Annotated in this window: 27 protein-coding genes; 11 read left to right on the top strand and 16 right to left on the bottom strand. The window is 35.3% G+C overall.

Annotated features, from left to right (window positions below; translation table 11 throughout):
* Positions 1-493: 493 nt before the first annotated feature.
* From rplS to ACFEMA_RS14300, 7 genes are all read right to left on the bottom strand, one after another.
* Positions 494-844 carry a 50S ribosomal protein L19 gene (gene rplS, locus ACFEMA_RS14330; protein ID WP_411768895.1) on the bottom strand — a complete coding sequence of 117 codons (351 nt, stop codon included), beginning with the start codon at positions 842-844 and terminating at the stop codon, positions 494-496.
* Between the two features lie 135 nt (positions 845-979).
* A complete protein-coding gene (gene trmD, locus ACFEMA_RS14325) occupies positions 980-1,657 on the bottom strand; it encodes a tRNA (guanosine(37)-N1)-methyltransferase TrmD (protein ID WP_411768894.1) in 678 nt (225 codons plus the stop codon).
* Between the two features lie 86 nt (positions 1,658-1,743).
* Positions 1,744-3,867 (bottom strand): acylase, encoded by a 2,124-nt coding sequence (locus tag ACFEMA_RS14320; RefSeq protein WP_411768893.1) that lies wholly within the window; start codon positions 3,865-3,867, stop codon positions 1,744-1,746.
* 96 nt (positions 3,868-3,963) lie between these two features.
* Positions 3,964-4,413 carry a GNAT family N-acetyltransferase gene (locus ACFEMA_RS14315; RefSeq protein WP_411768892.1) on the bottom strand — a complete coding sequence of 150 codons (450 nt, stop codon included), beginning with the start codon at positions 4,411-4,413 and terminating at the stop codon, positions 3,964-3,966.
* 60 nt (positions 4,414-4,473) lie between these two features.
* On the bottom strand, positions 4,474-5,097 hold the full coding sequence (locus ACFEMA_RS14310; protein ID WP_411768891.1) for a tRNA (guanine-N1)-methyltransferase: 624 nt from the start codon (positions 5,095-5,097) through the stop codon (positions 4,474-4,476).
* Positions 5,098-5,246: 149 nt separating this feature from the next.
* Entirely contained in the window at positions 5,247-6,695 is a 1,449-nt protein-coding gene (locus ACFEMA_RS14305) for a glyceraldehyde-3-phosphate dehydrogenase (protein ID WP_411768906.1), read from the bottom strand.
* Between the two features lie 166 nt (positions 6,696-6,861).
* Positions 6,862-8,271: a trypsin-like peptidase domain-containing protein gene (locus ACFEMA_RS14300; protein WP_411768890.1), complete on the bottom strand. Its 1,410-nt coding sequence runs from the start codon at positions 8,269-8,271 to the stop codon at positions 6,862-6,864.
* A gap of 126 nt (positions 8,272-8,397) precedes the next feature.
* Here ACFEMA_RS14300 and dapF point away from each other — a divergent pair, with 126 nt between their 5' ends.
* From dapF to ACFEMA_RS14275, 5 genes are all read left to right on the top strand, one after another.
* Entirely contained in the window at positions 8,398-9,177 is a 780-nt protein-coding gene (gene dapF, locus ACFEMA_RS14295) for a diaminopimelate epimerase (protein WP_411768889.1), read from the top strand.
* Complete coding sequence (locus tag ACFEMA_RS14290) at positions 9,171-9,695, top strand: GNAT family N-acetyltransferase (RefSeq protein ID WP_411768888.1); 525 nt, start codon at positions 9,171-9,173, stop codon at positions 9,693-9,695. Before dapF ends, ACFEMA_RS14290 begins: the two co-directional genes overlap by 7 nt.
* Position 9,696: 1 nt before the next feature.
* Complete coding sequence (gene mltG, locus ACFEMA_RS14285) at positions 9,697-10,740, top strand: endolytic transglycosylase MltG (protein WP_411768887.1); 1,044 nt, start codon at positions 9,697-9,699, stop codon at positions 10,738-10,740.
* A 4-nt stretch (positions 10,741-10,744) separates the two neighbouring features.
* Positions 10,745-11,650 (top strand): DUF2279 domain-containing protein, encoded by a 906-nt coding sequence (locus tag ACFEMA_RS14280; protein ID WP_411768886.1) that lies wholly within the window; start codon positions 10,745-10,747, stop codon positions 11,648-11,650.
* 106 nt (positions 11,651-11,756) lie between these two features.
* Positions 11,757-12,413 (top strand): peptidoglycan-binding protein LysM, encoded by a 657-nt coding sequence (locus tag ACFEMA_RS14275; RefSeq protein WP_411768885.1) that lies wholly within the window; start codon positions 11,757-11,759, stop codon positions 12,411-12,413.
* Here ACFEMA_RS14275 and ACFEMA_RS14270 read toward each other — a convergent pair.
* Genes ACFEMA_RS14270 through dnaA form a run of 3 tightly spaced genes read right to left on the bottom strand, consistent with a single transcriptional unit; the run spans position 12,410 to position 15,047 of the window.
* Positions 12,410-13,123: an SAM-dependent methyltransferase gene (locus ACFEMA_RS14270; RefSeq protein ID WP_411768884.1), complete on the bottom strand. Its 714-nt coding sequence runs from the start codon at positions 13,121-13,123 to the stop codon at positions 12,410-12,412. The two genes, ACFEMA_RS14275 and ACFEMA_RS14270, sit on opposite strands and share 4 nt — an antisense overlap.
* A 29-nt stretch (positions 13,124-13,152) precedes the next feature.
* Positions 13,153-13,605 (bottom strand): low molecular weight protein-tyrosine-phosphatase, encoded by a 453-nt coding sequence (locus ACFEMA_RS14265; RefSeq protein ID WP_411768883.1) that lies wholly within the window; start codon positions 13,603-13,605, stop codon positions 13,153-13,155.
* 14 nt (positions 13,606-13,619) lie between these two features.
* Entirely contained in the window at positions 13,620-15,047 is a 1,428-nt protein-coding gene (gene dnaA / locus ACFEMA_RS14260; RefSeq protein ID WP_411768882.1) for a chromosomal replication initiator protein DnaA, read from the bottom strand.
* Positions 15,048-15,246: 199 nt separating this feature from the next.
* On the opposite strand from dnaA, the gene ACFEMA_RS14255 reads away from it, so the two are divergent.
* A complete protein-coding gene (locus ACFEMA_RS14255) occupies positions 15,247-15,645 on the top strand; it encodes an acyl-CoA thioesterase (protein ID WP_411768881.1) in 399 nt (132 codons plus the stop codon).
* Positions 15,646-15,648: 3 nt separating this feature from the next.
* On the opposite strand, the gene ACFEMA_RS14250 is transcribed toward ACFEMA_RS14255, so the two are convergent.
* Genes ACFEMA_RS14250 through ribD form a run of 4 tightly spaced genes read right to left on the bottom strand, consistent with a single transcriptional unit; the run spans position 15,649 to position 18,737 of the window.
* On the bottom strand, positions 15,649-16,260 hold the full coding sequence (locus ACFEMA_RS14250) for an IMPACT family protein (protein ID WP_411768880.1): 612 nt from the start codon (positions 16,258-16,260) through the stop codon (positions 15,649-15,651).
* Positions 16,257-17,120: an EamA/RhaT family transporter gene (locus tag ACFEMA_RS14245; RefSeq protein ID WP_411768879.1), complete on the bottom strand. Its 864-nt coding sequence runs from the start codon at positions 17,118-17,120 to the stop codon at positions 16,257-16,259. The genes ACFEMA_RS14250 and ACFEMA_RS14245 overlap by 4 nt, the downstream gene beginning before the upstream one ends.
* A complete protein-coding gene (locus ACFEMA_RS14240; RefSeq protein ID WP_411768878.1) occupies positions 17,117-17,728 on the bottom strand; it encodes an HAD-IA family hydrolase in 612 nt (203 codons plus the stop codon). Before ACFEMA_RS14240 ends, ACFEMA_RS14245 begins: the two co-directional genes overlap by 4 nt.
* The gene (ribD, locus tag ACFEMA_RS14235) at positions 17,721-18,737 is read right to left on the bottom strand and encodes a bifunctional diaminohydroxyphosphoribosylaminopyrimidine deaminase/5-amino-6-(5-phosphoribosylamino)uracil reductase RibD (protein ID WP_411768877.1); all 1,017 of its coding nucleotides are present in this window, start codon (positions 18,735-18,737) and stop codon (positions 17,721-17,723) included. Before ribD ends, ACFEMA_RS14240 begins: the two co-directional genes overlap by 8 nt.
* 81 nt (positions 18,738-18,818) lie before the next feature.
* Between ribD and ACFEMA_RS14230 the strand changes: the two genes are divergently transcribed.
* The 5 genes from ACFEMA_RS14230 to ACFEMA_RS14210 all read left to right on the top strand — a co-directional run bounded on the left by ACFEMA_RS14230 (position 18,819) and on the right by ACFEMA_RS14210 (position 23,663).
* Positions 18,819-19,310 carry a GNAT family N-acetyltransferase gene (locus ACFEMA_RS14230; RefSeq protein ID WP_411768876.1) on the top strand — a complete coding sequence of 164 codons (492 nt, stop codon included), beginning with the start codon at positions 18,819-18,821 and terminating at the stop codon, positions 19,308-19,310.
* 11 nt (positions 19,311-19,321) lie between these two features.
* On the top strand, positions 19,322-20,188 hold the full coding sequence (gene prmC, locus ACFEMA_RS14225; RefSeq protein ID WP_411768875.1) for a peptide chain release factor N(5)-glutamine methyltransferase: 867 nt from the start codon (positions 19,322-19,324) through the stop codon (positions 20,186-20,188).
* Positions 20,189-20,200: 12 nt separating this feature from the next.
* A complete protein-coding gene (locus tag ACFEMA_RS14220) occupies positions 20,201-20,782 on the top strand; it encodes a TIGR00730 family Rossman fold protein (protein ID WP_411768874.1) in 582 nt (193 codons plus the stop codon).
* Between the two features lie 2 nt (positions 20,783-20,784).
* A complete protein-coding gene (gene ligA / locus ACFEMA_RS14215; protein ID WP_411768873.1) occupies positions 20,785-22,782 on the top strand; it encodes an NAD-dependent DNA ligase LigA in 1,998 nt (665 codons plus the stop codon).
* A gap of 131 nt (positions 22,783-22,913) precedes the next feature.
* Positions 22,914-23,663 (top strand): hypothetical protein, encoded by a 750-nt coding sequence (locus ACFEMA_RS14210; RefSeq protein ID WP_411768872.1) that lies wholly within the window; start codon positions 22,914-22,916, stop codon positions 23,661-23,663.
* Here ACFEMA_RS14210 and ACFEMA_RS14205 read toward each other — a convergent pair.
* Together ACFEMA_RS14205 and ACFEMA_RS14200 are read right to left on the bottom strand one after the other, a co-directional pair.
* The gene (locus tag ACFEMA_RS14205) at positions 23,653-24,039 is read right to left on the bottom strand and encodes a DoxX family protein (protein ID WP_411768871.1); all 387 of its coding nucleotides are present in this window, start codon (positions 24,037-24,039) and stop codon (positions 23,653-23,655) included. The genes ACFEMA_RS14210 and ACFEMA_RS14205 overlap by 11 nt on opposite strands.
* Before the next feature lie 50 nt (positions 24,040-24,089).
* On the bottom strand, positions 24,090-25,004 hold the full coding sequence (locus ACFEMA_RS14200) for a bifunctional metallophosphatase/5'-nucleotidase (protein WP_411768870.1): 915 nt from the start codon (positions 25,002-25,004) through the stop codon (positions 24,090-24,092).

The raw sequence follows: 25,004 nt of genomic DNA, 5'->3' as shown, positions 1-25,004 counted from the left end.
AATGTATTGACCTGATACTCGTCATTTCTTAGATTTACGCTTTTTGATGCTTTTTATTCTACCAACTCGTTTAAAAATTGATATGCTAAACCGCATTGTACTTCCTTTTCTGTGTTCACTTTCAATCCCACATACTTTTTCAGAACTTTCAGATCTAACTCAAACAACCTACTTTCGTGTGCTGCTCTCACCAAACCCTCATGATTACTCCACTTTTCCTTGCCTACACAAGAGGCTTCGTAATCTCAAAACATAAACCTTTATATAAAGAACGTTACTTCATAACAATTAACATAAATTTAAATTTTACTTCAAAACCAAACACTGTTTGTTGTTAATCGTTTAGCTAAAGTATGTTTCTTTTGCAGAAATGCAAATTTTTTAAGACAATAGATATGCACATCTTATGCACGGGAGTTATTAACAAAAGTTAATAACTAAAAAAGCCCTGATAAACAGGGCTCTTTTATAATACGTCGCTATAAGTATAGACTTATTTTCTAACTTCTTTAATTCTAGCTTTCTTACCAGTAAGACCTCTAAAGTAGAAGATACGCGCTCTACGAACAGATCCACGCTTGTTAACTTCAATTTTTTGAAGTGCAGGTAAGTTTACAGGAAAAATACGCTCTACACCAACAGTACCAGACATTTTACGGATGGTAAATGTTTCAGATGCACCAGTGCCTTTACGTTGTAGCACAACTCCTCTAAAAAACTGAGTACGTACTTTTTCACCTTCTCTAATTTCATAGTACACAGTGATGGTATCACCAGCGCTAAATTCTGGAAGATCCTTACGTGTTACAAATTCGTCTTGAACAAATTTTACTAAAGAATTCATTTTATTTTATTTAATGGTTTTTCCAAATCAACATTCACGGGTATCGCCAGAGGTTAATCTAAAATTGGGTGCAAAGATAATTAAAAGTTTAAAAGTAAAAAGTAGAAAGTGAAAAGATTTTTGTTTGGCTATTGGCTATTCGTCCAATAAATCTGGCCTTCGTTCTTTAGTCCGCTTATAAGCTTGCTCTTCACGCCACTTCTCAATTTCAGGGAAATTTCCACTGAATAATATTTCAGGAACTTTCATACCGTCATATTCTCTTGGTCTAGTGTAAATCGGTGGTGCTAATAAATTATCTTGAAAACTATCGGTTAGGGCAGAGGTTTCATTTCCCAACACTCCAGGGATTAACCGAATAACAGCATCACAAAGAACGGCAGCTCCCAACTCGCCACCAGATAATACATAATCACCAATAGAAATTTCTCGTGTGATAAATTTGTCTCTTACGCGTTGATCTACTCCTTTATAATGACCACAAAGAATGATAATGTTTTCTTTTAATGAAATCTGGTTAGCGATGTTTTGATTTAGAGTTGTGCCATCTGGGGTCATATATATAATGTCATCATAATTGCGTTCTTTTTGCAATCCAGAAATACATTTGTCAATGGGTTCTATAAGCATTACCATACCAGCGCCACCACCAAACTGGTAATCGTCAATAGACTTATAATTATCCGTGGCATAATCCCGTAGGTTATGAAAATGGACTTCTACCAATCCTGCGTCTATAGCACGCTTGAGAATAGATGCTTCAAATGGACTTTTTAAGAGTTCCGGTAATACTGTGATGATATCAATGCGCATGGTGCAAAGATGCGACTATTTAAGTGAAAATTAAAAGCACTTTTGATTTTTGAAAGGTTTACGTTATTAAAAGATCAGGATAAGAATCATTCAATTTTTTCTTTTTCTTTGAACCCATTTTCAGAAATTACTTCAATCCTAGATGAATTTGCTTTTACATCAGAAGAGGTAAACCATGCATCACGTAATTGTTTTTTAGAAAATAAATCTAATTGATCACCTTTATGCGGGGAATCATTTTGAGTAGCATTACCATAGGATAATAAGACTTTTGCTTTAACATCCTCACCAAACTCTATGACTCCGACCCAAGAGTCTCCACCACCAACAAACATGTTATTCTCATCTCCACCTCCCGGCCAGGCGACTCTGAATACTCCCATTGAACCATCAATACCATTTGCAGGCAAATTTTTGCCGTTATAATTGATGCGATAATAATCTCCCCAAGCTGTATCTAAGCTACCAAATTTGGTTTCAATTTCAGTAGCAGCCAATTCTAATAATTGAACAGCTCGTTCTGGGTTGTCTAAGCCATCTGGAGTTGTATTAGGTTTTTCAGCATCCCAGCCAATCGAATAATTTGAATTGTTCCAAACATTAAATTTACGTGCCCAATTATAAAACAAGAGCATCCCTTTGCTGTCCGCATCAGCTTCTCTGTCCCAATTCTCTAAAACGATTTTTGCTTCTTTAGCCTTTTCAGAATTCGAAGAGTCAATTGCAGTAAACAAATCATCTAAGATTCTATCAGCAAACTCTAGACGAGTTGATAATTTATAGTCTACTAATTCTTCAAATGTTATGGACTCATCTTCCAAAAGCATACGCGCAGAACGCTGTGATCTAAAGGACATGTATTGTGGTGCCATATAGCCTGGAAAGTCATCTGGATTTAGGGTCATAGGAATAGTGCTTGTCCAAGGTGGGTCATTAGCATTTTGCAACCATCCGTTAGTTGGGTTTTTTACTTTTGGTAAATCTGTATAATCATGGACTTCTGTCCAAACATCTTCTGACTTACCTTCAGTATTTACTCTATCCCAATACTCCCATTCATCAGTCGTTCGCTTTGGCACTAAACCATTAAACAGGTAGAATATATTATCATCTTTATCTGCGTACATCACATTCCAGAAAGGTATTTGCGCCATTTTAAGAGCATCTTCAAATTCATTAAAATTTGAACTGTTTATCATTCGCCACCATTGTAAAAACATATTTGGCCTATCTAAACCAACCATTCTTATAGCTAGCACTTTGTCATCTGTTTTTTTTACAACTGGTCCATGTACTGTTTTTAATAGCGGTATTTCCTGTTCCATTAATGTGCCGTCATCTTGCTTAATTTTCAAAATTTTAGAAGACGTTTCTAACGCTTCTACTTTACCATCTAAAAGATAACCATCATCTTGAAGTGTTAATTCGTAAGTATCCGCATTATCTATAGTATTATCTGTATGGCTCCAGCCCAAATTATCATTAAAGCCAATTGCTATTCCTGGAAAACCGACAAGTGTAGCACCATACATGTTTTTATCATTTAATTGTAGATGCGATTCGAAGAATAGAAATTCTTGCCACCATGGTAAATGTGGGTTTTGAACAAGCATTGCGTTGCCAGAGGCTGAACGTTGTGGCCCAATGGCATATGTGTTAGAGCCCATATCTGGCCATTGCTGAACTCGACCTAAGTCGTTTCCTCCAATAAATCTGGTAAATACAACATACATACCATGCATATTAACATCTTTAGTGCTTAAAGGCAAAACCACTTTGTTTTTATCGTCAATAGCGTCAGGGTGTGCTTCGGCATAGGCATTCATTCCATCAACAAAATTTTTGTAAATGACTTTCAGTTCGGGATCTTGATTTTGTTCCCATTCTTCTGCCAATTCATCGAAACCAAGTGTATGAATGAGCAAGTCATTTTGTAATTTCGATTGCCCCCAATATTCAGCACCTTTTCCTCTGGAACTTCCATATAATTCTAAGATAAGATTTGCATGATTGTGCATTTGTGCCCAACCTTGTGCAAAAAACAATTCGTCAACAGAGTTCGCTGTAATGTGCGGAACACCCCAGGTATCCCAAGCAATTTGCGTGTCTTCTACTTTTTCTTGTTGATTACAATTATAAAGTAATAAAGAAAGAGAAGTGAGAAGTAGAAAAAGGTTTAATCGTTTTGAGCAATGAGTGTGTTTTTGCATATGTTTAAAAATTTAAAACAACTATAAGTAGTCTTGTTTTGCTTAAGGGTTTACAACCAACAAGTTAATTCTTTTTAATGAAAAATAATCAAAACTTTAAGAAGGGTTTCGGTCAATCGACCAAAAAAAATGTAAATCAGTATCCTTTACAAACCCCAACCTTTCATATAAATCTTGTGCAGGGTTATCAAAAGCAGTCTGTATAGCAAGCCCTTTTTGGTTTTCTGTTACACATAATTTTTTTGCTTCATTGATGAGTGCTTCTCCAATACCTTGACTACGATAATTGTTTTTCACAAAGAGATCATTAAGAAGATACACCGGTTCCATAGAGACTGAAGAGAAAAGAGGATAAAGCTGTGTAAAACCAATCGCTTCATTGTTTTTATAGGCTATAAAAATAACAGAGTCTTCTTTTAAAATACGTTCTTTTAAAAACGCTTTTGCACCATCAATATCTGAGTCTTGCTTATAAAATTTACGGTAGCCATCAAAAAGAGGAGTAATATCATTTAGATGTTCTATAGTTGCTTTTATTATTGTCATATATAAATAAAAAAATCCGTAAGTAAATTACGGATTTAATTTTATGGTTGAAACATTACATTATGACTTCTGTTTATTGATTTCATCCTGCAACTGTCGTCTTACTTTCTGTTCGCGTTCTAGAGCAGTCCTTCGGTGTTCTTCAAACTCAGACTCAACTTCATCCAATTTGTTTTTTGCCTCTCGTGTAACTGCATTACTGCTTTTAAATTTAAAGATAAAGAAGAGCAATAAAGCTAAAAGTCCAGCAATTATGCTCCAAAGCAAAACATTATAACTTGTTTTACTCATTTGTAGTCCAAATAAAGCCATACTGTCTTTTTCAAGGTTTGTATCAGCTAGAGTGTCTTTGGTATTAGACAAGTTGCTTTTTAGCGATTCAATTTCTGATGCTTGAGACTCAACAACAGCTTTGGTATCTGCCAAGTCTTTATGTACAGCTTTTAAAGAATCTAAAGTTGTAGCTTTCAATTCTGTTAACCAGTGGTACTCTACATTTTTATAAACTTTACCGTTGCCTCTATAGGTGTAAGATTTATCAATGACATACTCAAATTGGTCGTCGATGGTCCCTTCGTTTCGTTTTAACTCAACCTTCTCAGAGGTATCGGTTTCTTGTGAATTTGTGAGTTGAACATTAAATGTAAATACCAGTAGGATAGCTGTTTGTAATACAAATTTCATTTCTGAAGTTGATTTTAAATTTTTGTTGCGTTTATGTTTGGCAAGATAACAATTTTATATGCTTCTCTAGTTTTATTTAAAGAAATAGCCTCACAAATTGTAAGGCTATTGTTTATACGTTTAAAAGTAAAATTTAGATGCCTGCCATTCTAATAATATGAGTAACGTCTAACTTTAGAAATATATTTTGCCAAGCGAATAACTTGATGGCTATATCCATATTCATTATCGTACCATATATACAAAATAACGTTTTTTCCGTCTTCTCTTACGATAGTGGCTTTACTGTCATAAATGGAAGGTGCAGAAGAACCAACAATATCACTAGATACTAATTCATCACTCATTTCGTACTTAATTTGTTCTACTAAGTCACCTTCTAGAGCATATTTTTTCATTACGGTATTAATACTCTCTAGAGATGTCGCAGATTCCAAATTCAGATTTAAAATCGCTAAAGATCCGTTTGGTACAGGAACTCTAATGGCATTAGATGTCAATTTACCTTCTAAAGTCGGCAATGCTTTACTTACGGCTTTACCTGCTCCGGTTTCAGTAATGACCATATTCAATGCAGCAGCACGACCACGTCTGTATTTTTTGTGAAAATTATCCACTAAATTCTGGTCATTGGTGTAAGCGTGAATGGTTTCTAAGTGACCTGAAACAATTCCAAAAGAATCTTCAACAGCTTTTAATATTGGTGTTATTGCATTGGTAGTACAAGATGCTGCTGAGAAAATATCTACTTTATCCGGATTGTTTTCTAAATGATTGACCCCGTGTACGATATTCGGAATGCCTTTCCCTGGAGCAGTTAGCAATACTTTATCCGCACCTTTAGATTTTAGTAAGCGTGAAAGCGCTTCCTTATCCCTAAAAGCACCAGTGTTATCTATAATTAATGCATTATTAATACCATACGCTGTATAATCAATATCCTCTGGCGCATTAGCAGAAATCATTTTAACCGTAGTGCCATTAATAATTAATGCACTATTTTCTTCATCAATAGCTACTGTGCCTGAAAAATCCCCATGTACAGAATCATTACGTAAAAGCGATGCTCTTTTTTCTAAAACTGTAGCATCAATGCTGCCACGAGTTACAATAGCGCGCAAACGCATTTGGTTGCCTTTAGCCGTACGTGTCATTAATTCTCTAGCTAATAAACGTCCAATTCTTCCAAATCCGTAAAGCACAACATCTTTTGGTTGAATGGTTTTGTATGCTTTAGCATCTTTTAGCTTGTTGGCAACAAAGGCCATAGCATTGCTATACTTTTGATCTTCGAGATGGTACTCGTATGTTAATTTACCGATATCTAGCTTTGCAGGTGGCATATCGAGCTGGCTGATCGCTTTTGCTATTTCAACAGAATCGAAAATTGAAATGGGTTTTTGTACAAACTCCCCAGCATATTCGTGCAGATTTAAAATTTCACTTACCGTTCTATCAATCAATTGGTTTCTGAAAATGATCAGTTCAATTGATCTGTCGTACCAAAGGTCACTAACGATTTTAATAAATTCTACTGTTGCTCTGCGGCGATCGGCCTGGAAGGCGAGTTCCTTTTCATAAGTCTTGTTAAAACTCACTGTATTGCTCATTTTTGTTGTGTTTTTTGTTCAGGGATAGTGTTTAGGCCTGAAATTTTTTGCAAAAATAATATATTTCAAACGTTTTCGTAATGGTTTTAGTAAAAAATAAACCCCTCATATTTAAAGTATGAAGGGTCTTGTATTTTATTTGTGAGCTACTATCTTATCTAAAAAAGACTTCTTTCTTTTCTAATCGGCTATTGATGTATTCTAAACTCTCAAGGTTCTCTAAAACATCATCACCATATTTATTCTTTAGTGATCGAATGTCGTCGATCGATTCAATACTTTCACCATTTATTCCGGTAATAATATAGCCTTTGGTAATACCTAATTTAGAATAAAGCCATTTATTTTGGGTGTCTTGAACAATAACACCATTGGCAATGTCGTACTTCTTTTTAAAGTTTGAAGGCAAATCGCGTAATTCCATATTCATAAATTCTACTGAAAGAATTTCACTTTTTGTCAATGTCACAGGGATGATTTTAGAGTCACCATTTCTTTCAACTTCAACATTGACAACATCATTTGGATTCTTTGTTTTTAAATACCCGCTTAAATCCGAAAATTTGGAAATTGAAACATTGTCCAATCTTTTTATAATATCTCCTGATTTTATTCCTGCTTTTTCAGCACCAGAGTTGCGTTGCACTTCACTGACGTAGAATCCTTCTGTAGTATTAACCTCAAAGCGTTCTGCTGTAATACTATTTAATGCACCACCAACAACACCTAATACACCATTTTGTACATCTCCAAACTCCATAATATCTTCAACAATCTTGCGTGCAATGTTGCTTGGTACCGCAAAAGAATACCCAATATAAGAACCTGTTTGAGAAGTAATCGCTGTATTTATTCCAATTAATTGACCTTCTGTATTTACTAGTGCACCACCAGAATTCCCTGGGTTTACTGCCGCATCTGTTTGGATAAAAGACTGTCCGCCCGATAGGTCTCTAGACTTAGCACTAATGATACCAGCCGTTACTGTTGAGGTTAGATTAAACGGGTTGCCTACTGCTAATACCCATTCACCAATCTGCGAACTATCCGAGTCACCGAAAGTTACATGTGGCAATTCTTCATCTGGCTCAATTTTTATGAGTGCGATATCAGTTTCTTCATCTGTACCGATAAGTTTAGCTGCATATACCTTATTGTTATTCAATGTAACCGAAAGCTCGCTTGCACCTGCAATAACATGATTATTTGTAATAATGTGTCCATCTGAAGAGATGATAACACCACTTCCTGTTCCTACTTGTGCGCGTTGACTCTGACGCCCATAAAATAAATCGGAAAGGGAGGTTGGTCCATTGACCAGTGCTTTATTTTTAACGTGTACAACAGCGTCAATGGTTTTATTGGCTGCTGATATTAAATCTGGTTTTTCAGCATTGTAGGTTAGGTTTTTAGCTGAGTTATTTGTTGGGATAAAAAATGCGTTTTGACTCGATGCGTCTTCGGCGATTACGGTTTGTTCATCTTCAATGAATAATTTGTAACCCCCTAAAGTCAATAGACCACCTAATGCCGAAACACAAACTAATAATAAAATCTTTTTCATAATGTTCAGTTTTCAGTTATACTATTTAACGTTTAAAATTAAATTTTTATTGATTTTTAATTTCAACTTTAACGACGATTTAACAGCTCTATTTCCGCAGTATTATTCCTATATTTGCGCTTCAATATGAAACTTTCATTTTACAAATATCAAGGCACAGGAAACGACTTTATTATCATCGATAATCGTCAGCTTATATTCGACAAGAATAATGCCATATTGGTAGCAAACTTATGTGACCGACGTTTTGGCATAGGTGGCGACGGGCTTATTCTATTAGAAAATCACCCTACTGAAGATTTTAAGATGGTGTATTTTAATTCTGATGGAAATGAAAGTAGCATGTGCGGTAATGGAGGGCGTTGCATTGTCGCTTTTGCTAAGGACTTAGGTCTGATTACGTTTAAGGCAACTTTTGAGGCTATTGATGGTTTGCATAAGGCTGAGATAACTAATGACATTGTAGAATTGCAGATGCAAAATGTTTCTAAAATAGAGAACCATCAAAGTCATCTGTTTTTGGATACAGGTTCACCGCACCATGTGGAACTCACTGAGAATATTGAGTCTTTAAATATTAAAGAAAAAGGAGCTAAAATTAGATATGGAGATACTTATGGAGAAAAAGGGTCTAATGTCAATTTTGTTAAGCAGCTTTCCAAAAATCGATTTGCCATTCGCACTTACGAACGTGGAGTAGAGGACGAGACTTTATCTTGCGGAACAGGTGTTACGGCTGTTGCCCTTGCGATGCATAATTTAGGGAAGAGTTCTTCTCATTCTATTCAACTCAAAACTCAAGGAGGCGATTTAACGGTTCGTTTTAAAAAATCAGATCAAGGTTACCATGATATTTGGTTGATTGGTGCCGCAACTTTTGTTTTTAAAGGTGAAGTAGAATGTTAACATTAAAAGGAAAACATATCTACTTACGGGCTTTAGAGCCAGAAGATTTAGAGTTTGTTCATGCTATAGAGAATGACGAGTCCATCTGGGAATTGAGCAATACCCTGACCCCATACTCTCGTTTTTTAATAAAGGAGTACCTTAAGAATGCAAAACAAGATATTTATGAAGCCAAACAATTGCGCTTAGTGGTATCTGACAAAAAGGACAATGCCATTGGCCTTATTGATATTTTTGATTTTGATTTTAAGAATAAACGGGCTGGTATAGGCATAATCATAAAAGATCCCGAACAAAGGGGCAAAGGGTATGGAGCAGAAGCTATTAATCTATTGGTAGATTACTGTTTTAAAAAATTGAGCCTGCACCAACTCTATTGCAACATTAGTGAAACAAATTCGGCTAGCCTGCGTTTATTTGAGAGAGCAGGATTTGAGAAAATCGGACTTAAAAAAGATTGGAATTATACTTCTGAAGGCTACTCCAACGAATATCTTTTACAATTGATTAATAAATAACATGTATATAAAAAGAATACTTTGGGCCGTTGCACTAATCGGTCTTGTCATTTTTGCGGTGATTGCATACTATATATACGGTGCCATGTTTTCACCTAATACAAAATTTGAAAGTGAAAAGGTATATGTGCATATCGCTACGGATGATAATTACACTCTTGTGAGGCAGCAATTAGATTCTCTCCTAGAAGATATGGATACTTTTGATGCTCTGGCAAGACGCAAAAAATACATTTCTAATGTAAAACCTGGACGTTTTATCATCGAAAAAGGAATGAACAATAATGAAATCATCAATTCAATAAGAAGTCGAAATATTCCGCTTCAAGTCTCATTCAATAATCAAAACTCGTTAGAAGTGCTAGCGGGACGGATAGGTGAGCAGATTGAAGCTGATAGCCTTTCATTATTGGGAGCCATGAATAATTCGGACTTTTTAAAGAATAACGGATTTAACAAACAAACTGCTCTTGGCATGTATTTGCCAAATAGTTATGAGTTTTTCTGGAATACAGATGCTAAAGGTTTTAGAGATAGAATGCTAAAGGAATACCATCGTTTTTGGAATGATTCAAGATTGAAAAAAGCTGAAGCTATAGATATGACCCCGAATGAAGTGATTACCATGGCTTCTATAGTTTACGAGGAAACAAAGCAAAAATCTGAACAGCCAAGAGTTGCAGGTGTGTATTTTAATCGCATCCGAATAGGTATGCCATTACAGGCAGATCCAACAATTCGTTTTGCTGCATATCAATTGCCAGAATATAAAAACACTATTATTAAGCGTGTATTGAATAAACATAAAGAGATTAACTCTCCTTATAACACCTATACAAATCGAGGATTGCCACCAGGACCAATTGCCATGCCAGATTTGTCTGCTATTGATGCTGTTTTAAATTATGAAAACCACAATTACCTCTATTTTGTTGCTGATGCTGAAAGATTGGGGTTTCATAAGTTTGCCAAGACTTTGAGTCAGCACAATGCCAATGCACGGAGGTACCATAATTATTTAAATCAACAAGGAATTTTAAGATAGGGCTTTGAAAAAATTGCTGTTATATATAGGTCTTGGACTATTATCACTAACAGCTGTGAATAGTCAATCGAGACTTAATCAGTTTTTAACTCCAAGTGACACCTTAAATAAACCAAGACGAAATTTTGTTATTATTTCTGAAGCTGCTTTGGCGACTTCGACGCTAATTGCCTTAGACCAATTGTGGTATGCGGATTTTGAACGCTCTTCTTTTAAAACTACCAATGACAACAGTGAATGGCTACAATTAGATAAAGCCGGCCATGTGTATTCGGCATATCAGTTGGGGCGAATAGGTGCCACGGCACTCAACTGGAGTGGTGTTTCAGAAAAAGATCAATTAATTTATGGTGCTACTTTAGGGCTTGGCTTTTTAACAGCCGTTGAGGTTTTTGATGGATTTTCTGAGGAATGGGGTTTTTCTTGGGGAGATATGTTAGCCAATGCTACTGGCACAGGATTGTATGTAGGCCAACAATTACTTTGGGACGAACAACGTATTTCTTTAAAATATTCTTTTAACCGTACTGAATTTGCTTCTCAAAATCCAGATAAACTAGGAGACGGGCTGGCAGAAGAATTTCTTAAAGATTATAATGGACAAACGTATTGGTTGAGTTTCAACATCAACTCATTTTTGAATACTAATTTTTTACCAGATTGGTTAAATTTTGCTGTGGGTTATGGCGGCACTGGAATGCTCACCGGAAATGATCAAAATGAGCTTTTTCTAAACCAAAATCCAAGACGCCAATATTATCTTAGTTTGGACATTGATTTAACCCGAATTAAGACAAATTCTCAAGTTTTAAAATCGATATTCAGCGTTTTTAACACGATTAAAGTACCTTTTCCAACTGTGGAGTACACCGATAAAACAGGCTTTAAGCTGTATTACATCTACTTTTAAGAGACTTTTAACGTCTCTACGGCCATAGTTCCATTTATATCGTATATTTGCAGCGAATTTTGTGGGACCATTTTTGGGGATCGCGTTTTGCATAAATTTAAAGGTTATGAAAACAAAATTTTTACAGAATTTAGTAGTGCCATTTGCAGCCTGTTTTTTGATTGCTATGGCATTGTATCCAGAAGCTAATTTAGATCCAAATCTATATACTACAGATGGTTTGGAACTAGACTTTAATATTTCTGAAGAATTAGCTCTTGCAGAAGTTGCTTCAAAAGAAAAAACTGCTGTTTTTACTCCAGCTTTAGGAAAGTCATTTCAAGGATTTAAAGAAGCCTTAGGGTTTAAAGAATCACAAGGGAATTATTTTTCAGTAAATACTTTTGGTTATTTAGGGAAATACCAATTCGGAAAGGAAACTTTAAAAATGATTGGTATTTACAACCCAGCTCTCTTTTTAAAGAACCCTGAACTACAGGAAAAAGCTTTTATTGCTAACTTAAAGCGTAATAAATGGATTTTAAGAAATGACATTAAGCGTTTTGTAGGTAAGAATATTGGTGGTGTGGAAGTCACAGAATCAGGTATTTTAGCCGCCGCTCATTTAGCGGGTGCCGGTAACGTAAAAAAATATCTTAGAAGTTACGGTAGAACTGATTTTGCAGATGGTTACGGAACCACAGTAAAGACTTACCTTAAGAAGTTTAAAGGATACGATACAACTTCAATTACGCCAGATAGAAAAGCAAAAGCAAGGGTTTAGTCCTTGTGAATAATAAAAATCGCAGGTCGTTTGTGAAAGTCCTCTTTATTAGACTTCCATTCACCTGCGGTTTGTGTTTTTATATATTCCGTGGGGAGCGTTAAATCACATGCCACGCAAATTCTTGTATTTGGATGCAAAGTGGACACCAAGTCTTCTAGCATTTTTGTATTTCTGTAGGGTGTTTCAATGAAAAGCTGCGATTGGTTAAAGTCTGCTGATCGTCTTTCTAAAGTTTTAATGGTAGATCTACGTTCAGATTTGTCTATAGGTAGGTAGCCATTAAAAGTAAAACTTTGACCATTCATTCCGGAAGCCATTAAAGCCAAAACAATAGAAGACGGCCCCACAATAGGGACTACCTTAACATTTAATTGATGTGCTATTCTTACAATTTCAGAACCAGGGTCAGCTATAGCTGGGCATCCGGCTTCTGATAATAGCCCCATTGAAATACCATTTAGACAGGGGTTTAAAAATGTATTGAGCTCTTCTTCTAAAGTGTATTTGTTTAAGGTGCTTAGTTTTAGAGTGTTTTGTGACTTCTTTGGCGAAATACGCTTTATAAATCGACGCGCTGATTTTTCGTTCTCAACAATATAATCATCAAGTTGTTCAATCAATCTTTTAATTGACATCGGAAGCACCTCCAGAGGTGGATTGTCGCCCAAACGTGTTGGGATTAAATAAAGTTTTCCTTTATCCTGCATATTCAAAGATAGTGAAATAGACGTAGAGCTTAACCTAGTTTATCAGCGATTAAAGAACAAGTATCATCAAGAATTTTAAATACATACTCAAAATCTGATGTATCACCATGATATGGATCCGGAACATTCTTATTTGTTAAAACTGGATTCTCGTTTAAAATGAGTTTTACCTTTTCTTTGTCCGATTCAGACTGGGCAAGTGAAAGAATGTTTTTGTAGTTTGAAGAATCCATAGCATAAATAATATCAAACTCATCAAAATCTGACGCTGTAAATTGACGTGCCTGTTGCATAGAAATATCTATGCCGTTCTTTTTTGCTACAGCAATTGATCTATAATCAGGTGAATTTCCAATATGATAAGCTCCAGTGCCTGCGGAATCAATAACAAATTTATCAGAACTCAGTTTAGATTGTAAAATGCCATGAGCTAATGGCGAGCGGCAAATATTACCTAAACAGACTACAAGTATCTTAGTCATGTTTTAAATCTATATTACAGAGATAATTTTTTAGCTAAATCTTCTACGTACTTTCTAAATTGTTTATCTGTAGAAGACAAATTGTCCACAGTTTTACAGGCGTGAAGCACAGTTGCGTGATCTCTTTGGCCAATTTGTGAACCAATACTTGCTAAAGAAGCTTTGGTGTATTTTTTAGCGAAAAACATGGCTAACTGTCTTGCTTGTACAATATGACGCTTTCTTGTTTTAGATTGAAGCGTACCGACATCCATTTGAAAATAGTCCGAAACCACTTTTTGAATGTAATCAATAGAGACTTCGCGTTTTGTGTTCTTTACAAACTTTTCAACGATATCTTTCGCTAGATTCAGTGTGATTTCTTTTTTGTTGAAAGACGATTGAGCAATTAATGAAATAATAGCGCCTTCAAGCTCACGGACATTGGTTTTAATATGCTTGGCAACATATTCAACAATATCTTCAGGCATTTCCACACCGTCTCTATACAGTTTATTTTTCAAGATTGAAACACGTGTTTCAAAATCTGGGCTTTGCAATTCGGCTGATAATCCCCATTTAAAACGAGACAATAGGCGCTGTTCAATGTCTTGCATATCTACTGGTGCCTTATCACTTGTCAGTATTACCTGCTTACCATTTTGGTGCAAGTGATTGAATATGTGGAAAAATACATCTTGCGTTCCGGTTTTACCTGAAAAGAACTGAACATCATCAATTATTAATACGTCAATGATTTGGTAGAAATGAATAAAATCGTTTCTGTTGTTCTTTTTGACAGAGTCTATGTACTGTTGTGTAAATTTTTCAGCAGAGATATAAAGGACCGTTTTTTCAGGGTATTTGTCTTTAATATCTACACCAATGGCATGCGCTAAATGTGTTTTACCAAGACCAACACCACCAAAGATTAACAACGGATTAAAGGAAGTACCACCTGGTTTGTTGGCAACAGCAATACCTGCATTCCTTGCCAATCGGTTAGAATCTCCTTCAAGGAAATTTTCAAAACTATAGCTTGGATTTAGTTGCGATTCAATCTTTACATTTCTAATCCCAGGAATCACAAATGGGTTTTTTAGCTCTGGATTTTTATTATTAAAAGGCACATCTACATCTTGTGACTTAACTGCTGACCTATTAGAACTTGGAATTTTTTCTGTAAATGGTTGTTTGTTGCCGTAGGTGTTCTCCATTTTAATAACGTACACCAATTTGGCTTCTTCGCCAAGCTCCTTGGTTAAAGCAACCTTAAGAATTTTGACATAGTGTTCTTCTAGCCACTCATAGAAAAATTTACTAGGTACTTGGATACTTAATGCATTATTGGCAAACTTTACGGCTTTAATTGGTTCAAACCATGTTTTGTAGGCTTGTGGTTGTATATTATCTTTTATAAAATTGAGACAATTGCTCCAGACCGATTGAGCCGTTACATCCATATTAATTAGTTAAATTTCTTAGTTAGTGGTTGGGCAAAAAAAAGAGAAGTTGAATTTCCCTGTGATTATTTTTTGCTTGACAAATATGTGAACAAAATTCTTAAAAAAAAAATGAAAAGAGATTGAATTTTAAGAAATTTTTCCTCATGTTTAATTCCTCCCGAATTTACAAATTTTTTCTAAAAAAGCCATTAAATATATGAATTATAATGAAACAAAAATTAGAGTTCGCTATGGGGAGACTGACCAAATGGGTGTAGTTTACCATGCCAATTATGCACATTATTTTGAAGTTGGTAGAACCGAATGGCTACGACAATTTGAAATGACTTATAAATCCATGGAAGAAGATGGGATTATGCTTCCCGTAATTTCATTAACTATAAACTACAAAAATTCAGCACGTTATGATGATGTGCTTAAAGTGAGAACTCAATTAAAAAAAATGCCGACGGCTTCGATAGAATTTGAGTATGAATTATTAAATGAGTCCGGAAATCTTTTGGCTACAGGCTACACCAAATTGGCATTTATTGATATGAAACAGAATAGACCGACGCGTTGCCCGAAATATCTTTTAGATAAATTGCAGAATTAATCGTTATAATTCTTCGATATTAATTTCGTGAAGCCCCTCAAATATTTTGAAAATTGAAGAAGCGTTACCTTTTCTTACAGAAATTTCTATTAGACAATCTAATTCTAAAGTTTGCGAGACCATATTTAGTTGCTTTTCCTTAATAATCCGCATCACTTTATTCATGTTTTTATAGTCGAAAGTGATATTAAAATGGACATTAATTGTTTTGGTTTTGATTTTTGACGCTTCTAGAGCCATCTGAGCGGTAGTTTTATAAGCATTGATTAGTCCGCCTACGCCTAGTTTTACTCCACCGAAATAGCGAACAACCACAATCAAAACATTTGTAACATCAAAAGATTGAATTTGTCCATAGATTGGCATACCTGCACTATTATTAGGTTCGCCATCGTCATTTGCTCTATAGGCTATAGTTTCGGTTCCTAATTGATAAGCGTAGCACCAATGACCGGCATTATAATGTTTCTTCTTCAGGTCTTCAAGATGTAATTTAATTGTTTCCTCGTCAGATACAGGAAAGGCATACCCATAAAACTTACTGTTCTTATCCTTAAATAAAACTTCTTTTGACGGCTTTGTAATGGTTTTATAGGTGTCGTTCAGCTCTTTCATACCAAAGTCACTAGAGTTATGGCAACTAATGCTAGTAAAATCCCTACCCAGTTTATCTTATAAATGCGTTCCTTAAAAATTATAACTCCAACTAAAGTTGTTAGGGCAACAATGGCAACATTATTAACGGTAAATAATGTGGAACTTTCTAAACCTTCAAATTGAAGGGCTCTCAATAAAAAGTAAATTGAACAATAATTAACGATACCTAAGGCAATACCAAAAGGAATGCTTCGGATTTCAAATTTTCGATTTCTAATAATGAAATTGTAACAAAGCAATAAGATTCCGATTATGGCTGCAAAACCAAATATAGTTGCTGAAAAGATAGGAATGCCTTTAGGTTCAACATATGTGGTTTCGAGATACTTTATAGAGGTGTCTATGATTCCAGAACCAAAAAACAGCAATATGGGTAAGTGTAGTGATTTGGTAATTTTTATGTCTTCTTTTGGTTTAATAGATGTGAGATAAACGGCAAATAGAGCCAATACAATCCCAATAATTTTCTGAAAACCAGACCCTTCGTTATAGGCATAAATCCCGAAAGCTACAGGAATAATAACACTCATTTTACTGGCTACAGAAGCTACCGATAGCCCGTTAACTTGTGAGGTCAAGGCCATAACATTAAAAATAGCAATGAACAAAAAACCCAAACAAAAGGCACCAAGAAACCAATCAGAATTGACGATTCTTGTCATTTGTACGGAGTCTTCGTAAAGTAAAAGACCTGTTGCACATGCCGCTATATAATTGAAAACAATCGTCTGTAAGGTATTGACCTTATATTTTTTTAGTGATCTGAATATGATAAAGATCGCTGTGGATGATAAAATGGAGAGTAGTAGATATATCAAAACAGATGTTGGTTAGTGCTAAATAAGTTGATAACGTCCTCTTTGGTTTCGTCTATATTCCAAACATGAAAACCCATTTTTGAAGCTGTATCAGTATTCTCTTTAGTGTCGTCAACAAATATACAGGCTTTAGGGCCTAAGTTATTTTCATTAATGACGAATTCAAAAATATTGGAATTTGGTTTTCTCAGGTTGATTTCATGTGATAAATAAAACTTATCGAAACAAGATCTGAACTCCTCAAAAAAAGGAACAGTTTCCTTTACCTTATCAATATGAAGTTCATTAGTGTTGCTCAATAACAGTATTCTATATTCATTTTTATTTTTAATGGTCTTTAAAAAGTCTAACCTGTATGACGGAAAATCCTTTAAGATACAATTCCATGCATCAAGAATTTGAGCTCTTTTTAGCTGTGGAAATTTAGTTTCATAAAACTCAATGAATTCTTCAGAAGAGATATGTCCGGTTTCATAACGCTGATTAATGTCTATCATATCGTTAGAAAAGAACTTTAGCCCAAACAGTTTTAGAGCATTGTCCATAGCACCTTGTTTATCCAAATTGATAAAAACATCGCCAAAATCGAAAATAAGCGTATTAATCATTGACATATATTCTTAAAATATCAGATTCGACCCTAGTTTCATTACTAAGTTTGCCTGAAAACAAAGGTGCTTTGGTACCCTTTTTAAAGGTGTTGCTTCCATAAAATACTCGAGCTTCGTCCCATAAACCTTGGTCAATAAATGTTTGAAGCGTTTTTGAGCCACCTTCAATGATTACAGAGTTAATATGCTTTTGATACAGAAATGAAGATATCTGCGATGCTATGGTCTTGTTACCTGACCAATCAATTGTATTTCTATCAACGATTAAGGTGTCCGCTTCATCATTTATCACCTTATGACTTTTATTAACTTTGCTGTTTTGGTCTAAAACAATTCGAGTTGGATTGTTTCCTTTCCAATCTCTCGCGGTTAAACTAGGGTTGTCCATTAAAACGGTGTTAGTCCCCACTAAAATAGCTTGCTCCTCAGTGCGCCATTTATGCACTAATTGTCTTGAATAGGTATTTGTAATCCACACGGGTGCTTTTTCAGTTCGGTTTTCTGGAGCTATAAATCCATCCGCTGATTCCGCCCATTTTAAAATTATGTATGGACGCTTTTTATTATGAAAGGTAAAAAACCGCTTATGATGTGCTTTACATTGGTTCTCTAAAATTCCAACGGTGACATCTATGCCTGCTGCCTTTAGTTTTTTAATGCCTTTACCAGACACTTTGGGATTGTCATCTAAACACCCAATAACCACTTTTGGTATCTGATGTTCAATGATTAGGTCACTGCAAGGTGGGGTTTTTCCATAATGACTACATGGTTCTAGAGTGACATATAGAACGGCTTTTTTTAGTAGGGACTTATCCTCAACTGAGTGTATGGCATTAACTTCTGCATGTGGCCCTCCGTAGGGACTGGTATAACCTTCACCAATAATTTTATCCTTATAGGTGATAACAGATCCGACCATCGGATTAGGGCGTGTTGTCCCAAGCCCATAATTGGCAATCTGCAAGGCACGGCTCATAAAAAGAAGGTGGTCCTTCACTACCATTGAAACTTTTAATAAGACTGAAAAAATGAATTTAATCTGTATCTTCAACCCAAAATTCAGACGTAAAAATAAGACAATAAAGTGAGTCGAGATAACGCTATAATTAGACCCATAAAAAAGGATGATGATCCTAAAATTGCTAAAGCCATTAGAGCTGTTTTAATTGAAATGGGTGTTCCAAAAGTGGGTACAGCCTATGAAGATGCTGCGCTAGACTGCATGACAGAAACTTACGATGCAGACAGAAAAATATATTTTGTGGTTGAGGATGGTAGAGAAATATTGGGAGGTGCTGGTATTTCACCTTTAGACAATTATGAAGGTAACATCTGCGAACTTCAAAAAATGTATTTTATGCCTGCGGCACGCGGCAAAGGATTAGGACTTCAAATGATGGAAAAATGCCTGTCCTTTGCTAAAGAAGCAGGTTTTGAAAAATGTTATCTCGAAACCATGCCTTATATGGATGATGCTCGTAAACTATACCGTAAAGTTGGTTTTGAAGCTTTGGACGGACCAATGGGAGATACTGGCCACTATAATTGCTCGGTCTGGATGATTAAAAATTTGTAAGCTATAAGGATTTGCGCTTAAAAGACATTCAGGACATATTTCACAAAGAACTAGATGCTATTTATGGTAGGGAAGAGGTAGATGCATTCTTTTATCTTCTAATCGAATCCTATTTTAATGTTCCAAGATTTCATTTAGCATTACATCCAGAGCTTAGTATTACTAAAGAAGAGCAGACGCCTATTTTTAATGCTCTCCATGAGTTAAAACAAGAAAAACCTATTCAATATATAATAGGAGCAACTGAGTTTTATGGGTTAAACTTTAAGGTAAATCCTAATGTTCTCATTCCAAGACCAGAGACTGAGGAGTTAGTAGACCTTATATTAAAGAATTATAAAGCTACCGAACATCTTAAAATACTGGATGTTGGTACAGGCAGTGGCTGTATTGCTGTGGCTTTGGGAAAACAAATAAACAATGCTGAGGTATTTGCAGTTGATATAAGTGGTGAAGCTATAAAGATTGCTAAGGAGAATGCCTTAGCTAATGGGGTTAATGTCTCATTTGTCAATACAGATATATTAGACGTAAATAAGAGAAACTCATGGTTTGCAGGTATTACATTTGATATCATCGTTTCAAACCCTCCTTATGTCCGTGAGTTAGAGAAGAAAGAAATGAAGGCTAATGTTCTTAATAACGAACCGGAAACGGCTCTGTTTGTAGATGATAGCAACCCTTTGGTTTTTTATGATGCCATTTGTGAATTTGCCATAAATAAATTGAATACAAACGGCCAATTATATTTTGAAATTAACCAGTATCTTGGACCTGAAATGAAAGCCCTTGTAGATAATTACCATTTTAATGATGTAAGATTGAAAAAGGATTTAGCAGGAAACGATAGGTTTGTTTATGGTCGATTCCCTAATTAAAAAAGATAGCAATTGAAGAGTATAGCAGTATTTTGTGGCAGTAGTAGCGGAAATGACCAAGTTATTATTAATGAAGCAAACCGGTTAGGTGAAATTTTAGTACAGCAAGAAATCACATTGGTGTATGGAGCAGCTCAGATTGGTATTATGGGTATTGTTGCCAATGCTGTATTAAATGATGGTGGCAACGTCATAGGTGTAGTCCCTCATTTTTTAAGTTCTAAAGAAATCATTCATCCTAATTTGTCTGAACTCATTCAAACTGATACCATGCACGACCGTAAAGTCATTATGTACGATAAAAGCGATGGTTTTATGATTATTCCTGGTGGTTTTGGGACAATGGACGAATTTTTTGAAATCGCTACCTGGGGTCAACTGGGGCTTCATTCCAAACCGATAGGCATCTTAAATACTAATGGGTATTACGATGCATTAATTGAACAATGCAAAACGATGGTTGAGCGTGGATTTTTAAATCAGGAAAACTTTGATGCTATAGTTGTTGATACAGAAATTGAAGGCCTACTTCAAAAGATGAAAGACTTTAAACCATTGCCAGTCCCTAAATGGTTGAATAAGGAAAGATTATAATAATGATTACAGAAGAATACATAAATGGCCTGCGTGATGAGCTCCGTCAGCACAATTATAATTATTACATTTTAGACAACCCTACGATTAGTGACTTTGACTTTGATCAAAAGTTAAAAGAACTTCAAGCTATAGAAGCTGCTCATCCTGAGTTTTATGATGCCAATTCTCCAACACAGCGTGTAGGCGGAACAATAACAAAGAATTTTGAAACTATTGTCCATGACCATCGTATGTATTCTCTAGATAACTCCTATTCAAAGGATGATTTATTGGATTGGGAAAAACGCATTAAAAAGATGGTTGATGGTGAAGTGCAATACACCTGTGAGTTAAAGTATGATGGTGCTTCCATGAATTTAACATACGAAAATGGTAAACTTTTAAGAGCCGTTACTCGTGGGGATGGATATCAGGGCGATGAAGTCACGGCCAATGTAAAAACTATAAACACAGTGCCTTTACAGCTTAAAGGTGATTTTCCTTCAAGGTTTGATATTAGAGGTGAAATTATTTTACCGATTGAAGGTTTTTTAAAAATGAATGAAGAGCGGGTTGCCAATGATGAAGAGCCTTATAGAAACCCGAGAAATACGGCATCAGGTAGTTTAAAACTTCAAGATAGTACTGAGGTGGCAAAACGTCCATTAGAATGTTTGTTATACAGTATAAAAGGTGATAACCTTAATATTCAGTCTCAATTTGAAGGCTTAGAAAAGGCAAGGTCGTGGGGATTTAAAGTCCCTAAGGAAGCAAAATTGGTCAATTCTATTGATGAGGTTTTGGAGTATATTAATTATTGGGATCAACATCGTCACGAATTACCTTATGAAATAGATGGGGTAGTTGTCAAGGTGAATAGCTTGTTCCAACAAGACGAGTTAGGCTTTACCGCTAAGGCACCACGTTGGGCAATGGCCTATAAGTTTAAGGCAGAACAAGTCTCTACGGTGTTAAATGAAATTACGTATCAGGTGGGTAGAACAGGAGCCATTACTCCTGTGGCCAATTTAGAGCCAGTTCAATTGGCAGGTACAATCGTAAAACGCGCATCATTACACAATGCAGATCAGATTGAAAAGTTGGATATTAGGGAAGGGGATACTGTTTATGTTGAAAAAGGTGGGGAGATTATCCCGAAGATAATCGCTGTTGATCTGAATCAAAGACCTATAAATTCAGTTCCTACTGAATATATTGGTGAATGTCCGGAATGTGGTACGGAACTTCAGCGTATTGAAGGCGAGGCCAAGCATTATTGCCCTAATTTTAATCATTGTCCACCTCAAGTGATTGGTCGTATTCAACATTTTATCTCCAGAAAAGCTATGGACATAGAAGGTTTGGGTGGTGAAACGGTTGCGTTGTTGGTAAAAGAAAACCTTATTTCAAATTATGCTGACCTGTATGAATTAACCAAGGAGCAAGTACTGCCATTAGAGCGTATGGCAGAGAAAAGTGCAGAGAACCTTATTAATGGCATAGAAAAATCTAAAGAAATTCCTTTTGAAAGGGTATTATTTGCTTTGGGTATACGCTATGTAGGCGAAACGGTTGCAAAAAAACTGGCAAAGCATTATAAAAACATTGATAATTTATTATTTGCATCAACTCTAGACCTTACTAATGTTGATGAAATTGGGGAACGCATTGCTGAAAGCGTAGTTGAATTTTTTAGTTCTGAAGCAAATAGAAGTAGTGTTGAAAGACTAAAATCTTATGGTGTGCAGTTAGAAATCAGTAAAGAGAAACTGGCCAATCAAACTAATATACTTCAAGGTCATACTTATGTAGTCTCTGGAGTATTTGAAACGGTATCCCGTAATGAACTTAAAAAACTAATAGAAGATAACGGAGGTAAAGTAGGTTCTTCAATATCTTCTAAAACCAATTTTTTAGTTGCTGGTGATAAAATGGGTCCCAGTAAAAGAGCTAAGGCAGAGACATTGGGCATTCCAATTATCTCTGAACTAGATTTTTTAAACAAACTAAAAGCGTAAACAGGCATCAATAATATTTATTTGTACATAAAAACTTACTTTTTGAAAAAAAATAATCGATTAAATGCGTTTTTATTCGTTTAATTGTAAATAATTTTTATATTTGTCAAAGCTAATTAATTCAATAAGTAATGTTTATTAACCGGTTACTAAAGATAATTTTACTTCTTCTTGGCGCTGTTTATATCGTTGTACAGACCTTAGAACAAGATATGTATGGTCTTGGTGTGAGTTCGGTAATGTTATTGTTACTTATAGTTCTTTACTTCAGAAAAACAAATCAGACACGACGATATTTTTTAGGATTTCTTGCACTATATGCTTTGTCTGAGATATCTGGATTTTTAAGTTATTATTTTCCGCTAGAGGATGATACCTTAACACTATTATACTACGGTGGTAATTTACTATATATCAGTGCTTATGTTTTACTGATATATCATATTATTTCAAAACTAAATTTTAAGACTATAATCTCTAAATTTTCAGTTTCATTATTAATTCTTTTGGTACTGAGTATTTTTGCTGTAACATTGGTTACAGATGCTGCGGGTGGTAGTCTTGATACTTATCAATATATTCTGGAGTTCACTTACAATGCTGTTATTATGATTCTTTTATCGGTAGGATTAATTAATTATATGTACAGAAATGATACTAAAGCTATGCTTATTCTGATAGGTACAATATTCATATTCTTTTCAGAAGTCATACAATTAGCGGATTACTACATTTCAGAAAGTAGCTATTTAAGTGCCTCTTATTCAATATTCTTGTTTATTGCTTTTGTATGTCTGTACTTGCAATCTCAAAAAGCTTATGTCGGTCCTATAGCTGAGTATGTTGATGAAGACTATATAGAAGAAAAGGCTAAAGCTTAGCCCCCAAAAAAGGAATATTTTTTCTGTTAAAATATAAAATGATACTGCTTAATATAAAAGTAAGTAGTCCTGTGTAAAACAAAATTCCCCCATCATCTTTTACTTCAATACCAAGTTGAGTTAAGTGCATTAGTATGGCACCAGCCATAAGACCTATTGCTAATAACGCTCCTGCCCAAACCGTTCTGGGGATTAATAATAGAATACCCGCAATTAGCTCTAAAACACCTGTCCCTATTCTTCCATAAGGTTCAAGACCGATTGTTTCAAAGATATAAACACTGTCTGGATGCGCTGTGAATTTAAACCTAAGGGTCTGTATTAATATAACAGCGACAATAATACGTAAGGCGAGGATTATATGTTTTGATTTCATAATGGGTTTGGTTAAAGATTCCCATTTTCAGTCGCAACTAAAAAAAATGCTTACACCAAAATAGTAGTTCCCTGTGACTTTGGCGCTTTACCTTCTTCAAAATAGAAGTCTATACGTCCCAAATACAAGCCATAGCAGCCAACTTGGTTGACCAGTACATTTTTATCGGCACTATTGCGTTCTATAGTAGGTTTAGGTAAAAACGTATGGGTGTGCCCACCAATAATCAAATCAATGTCCTTAGTTGCCTTAGCAAGGTTTAAGTCACAAACGTGATTTGGTGAATTCCTATAATAATACCCGATATGCGATAGACAAATGACCAAGTCACATTGCTCTTCATCTTTTAGGATGCGAGACATGTCTTGAGCGATTTCAATTGGGTCGAGGTATTTGGTTTCTTTATATAATTTTTTATCTACCAATCCCTCTAATTCAATTCCTAATCCAAAAACACCAATCTTAATACCGTCTCTAACCAAGATTTTGTAGGGTTCTACATGGGTGTCCATTACAGTATTGGTAAAGTCATAGTTGGCAGACACAAAATCGAACTTAGCATTTGGTAGTTGTTTGTATAGGCCATTAATACCATTATCAAAATCATGGTTGCCGATGGTTGCTAAATCATACTTTAACATACTCATCAGCTTAAATTCTAGTTCACCTCCATAGTAATTAAAGTAGGGTGTGCCTTGAAAAATATCACCAGCGTCCAAAAGCAATGTGTTGGGGTTTTCTTTCCTTATATTTTCTACTAAAGTAGCACGTCTTGCCACACCACCCTTATTGGCATTTCTGCCATCATCAGGGCCAAAAGGATCTATATGACTATGGACATCGTTGGTGTGCAATATGGTAATTTGTTTTGTTTTTTTGCTGCTAAATGACTGAAGTCCAAGTCCTCCAATGCCAGCGAGAGCAGTAGCTGCAGTAGTTTGTTGTATAAATTGTCTGCGTTTCAT

Source organism: Winogradskyella sp. A3E31 (genome assembly GCF_046720935.1).
GTDB lineage: Bacteria > Bacteroidota > Bacteroidia > Flavobacteriales > Flavobacteriaceae > Winogradskyella.
This window is presented reverse-complemented; position numbering and strand designations above follow the sequence as displayed.

Bases quoted from the DNA above. Each gene is read 5' to 3' on its own strand.
- ACFEMA_RS14290 (WP_411768888.1), top strand. From the start codon at position 9,171: ATGTTAACATTAAAAGGAAAACATATCTACTTACGGGCTTTAGAGCCA.
- ACFEMA_RS14200 (WP_411768870.1), bottom strand. From the start codon at position 25,004: ATGAAACGCAGACAATTTATACAACAAACTACTGCAGCTACTGCTCTC.
- ribD (WP_411768877.1), bottom strand. From the start codon at position 18,737: ATGGTAGTGAAGGACCACCTTCTTTTTATGAGCCGTGCCTTGCAGATT.
- ACFEMA_RS14205 (WP_411768871.1), bottom strand. From the start codon at position 24,039: ATGAAATCAAAACATATAATCCTCGCCTTACGTATTATTGTCGCTGTT.
- mltG (WP_411768887.1), top strand. From the start codon at position 9,697: ATGTATATAAAAAGAATACTTTGGGCCGTTGCACTAATCGGTCTTGTC.
- dnaA (WP_411768882.1), bottom strand. From the start codon at position 15,047: ATGGATGTAACGGCTCAATCGGTCTGGAGCAATTGTCTCAATTTTATA.
- ACFEMA_RS14250 (WP_411768880.1), bottom strand. From the start codon at position 16,260: ATGAAAGAGCTGAACGACACCTATAAAACCATTACAAAGCCGTCAAAA.
- ACFEMA_RS14315 (WP_411768892.1), bottom strand. From the start codon at position 4,413: ATGACAATAATAAAAGCAACTATAGAACATCTAAATGATATTACTCCT.
- ligA (WP_411768873.1), top strand. From the start codon at position 20,785: ATGATTACAGAAGAATACATAAATGGCCTGCGTGATGAGCTCCGTCAG.
- ACFEMA_RS14265 (WP_411768883.1), bottom strand. From the start codon at position 13,605: ATGACTAAGATACTTGTAGTCTGTTTAGGTAATATTTGCCGCTCGCCA.
- ACFEMA_RS14240 (WP_411768878.1), bottom strand. From the start codon at position 17,728: ATGATTAATACGCTTATTTTCGATTTTGGCGATGTTTTTATCAATTTG.
- ACFEMA_RS14255 (WP_411768881.1), top strand. From the start codon at position 15,247: ATGAATTATAATGAAACAAAAATTAGAGTTCGCTATGGGGAGACTGAC.
- ACFEMA_RS14310 (WP_411768891.1), bottom strand. From the start codon at position 5,097: ATGAAATTTGTATTACAAACAGCTATCCTACTGGTATTTACATTTAAT.
- rplS (WP_411768895.1), bottom strand. From the start codon at position 844: ATGAATTCTTTAGTAAAATTTGTTCAAGACGAATTTGTAACACGTAAG.
- ACFEMA_RS14270 (WP_411768884.1), bottom strand. From the start codon at position 13,123: ATGCAGGATAAAGGAAAACTTTATTTAATCCCAACACGTTTGGGCGAC.
- ACFEMA_RS14210 (WP_411768872.1), top strand. From the start codon at position 22,914: ATGTTTATTAACCGGTTACTAAAGATAATTTTACTTCTTCTTGGCGCT.
- ACFEMA_RS14300 (WP_411768890.1), bottom strand. From the start codon at position 8,271: ATGAAAAAGATTTTATTATTAGTTTGTGTTTCGGCATTAGGTGGTCTA.
- trmD (WP_411768894.1), bottom strand. From the start codon at position 1,657: ATGCGCATTGATATCATCACAGTATTACCGGAACTCTTAAAAAGTCCA.
- ACFEMA_RS14275 (WP_411768885.1), top strand. From the start codon at position 11,757: ATGAAAACAAAATTTTTACAGAATTTAGTAGTGCCATTTGCAGCCTGT.
- dapF (WP_411768889.1), top strand. From the start codon at position 8,398: ATGAAACTTTCATTTTACAAATATCAAGGCACAGGAAACGACTTTATT.
- ACFEMA_RS14320 (WP_411768893.1), bottom strand. From the start codon at position 3,867: ATGCAAAAACACACTCATTGCTCAAAACGATTAAACCTTTTTCTACTT.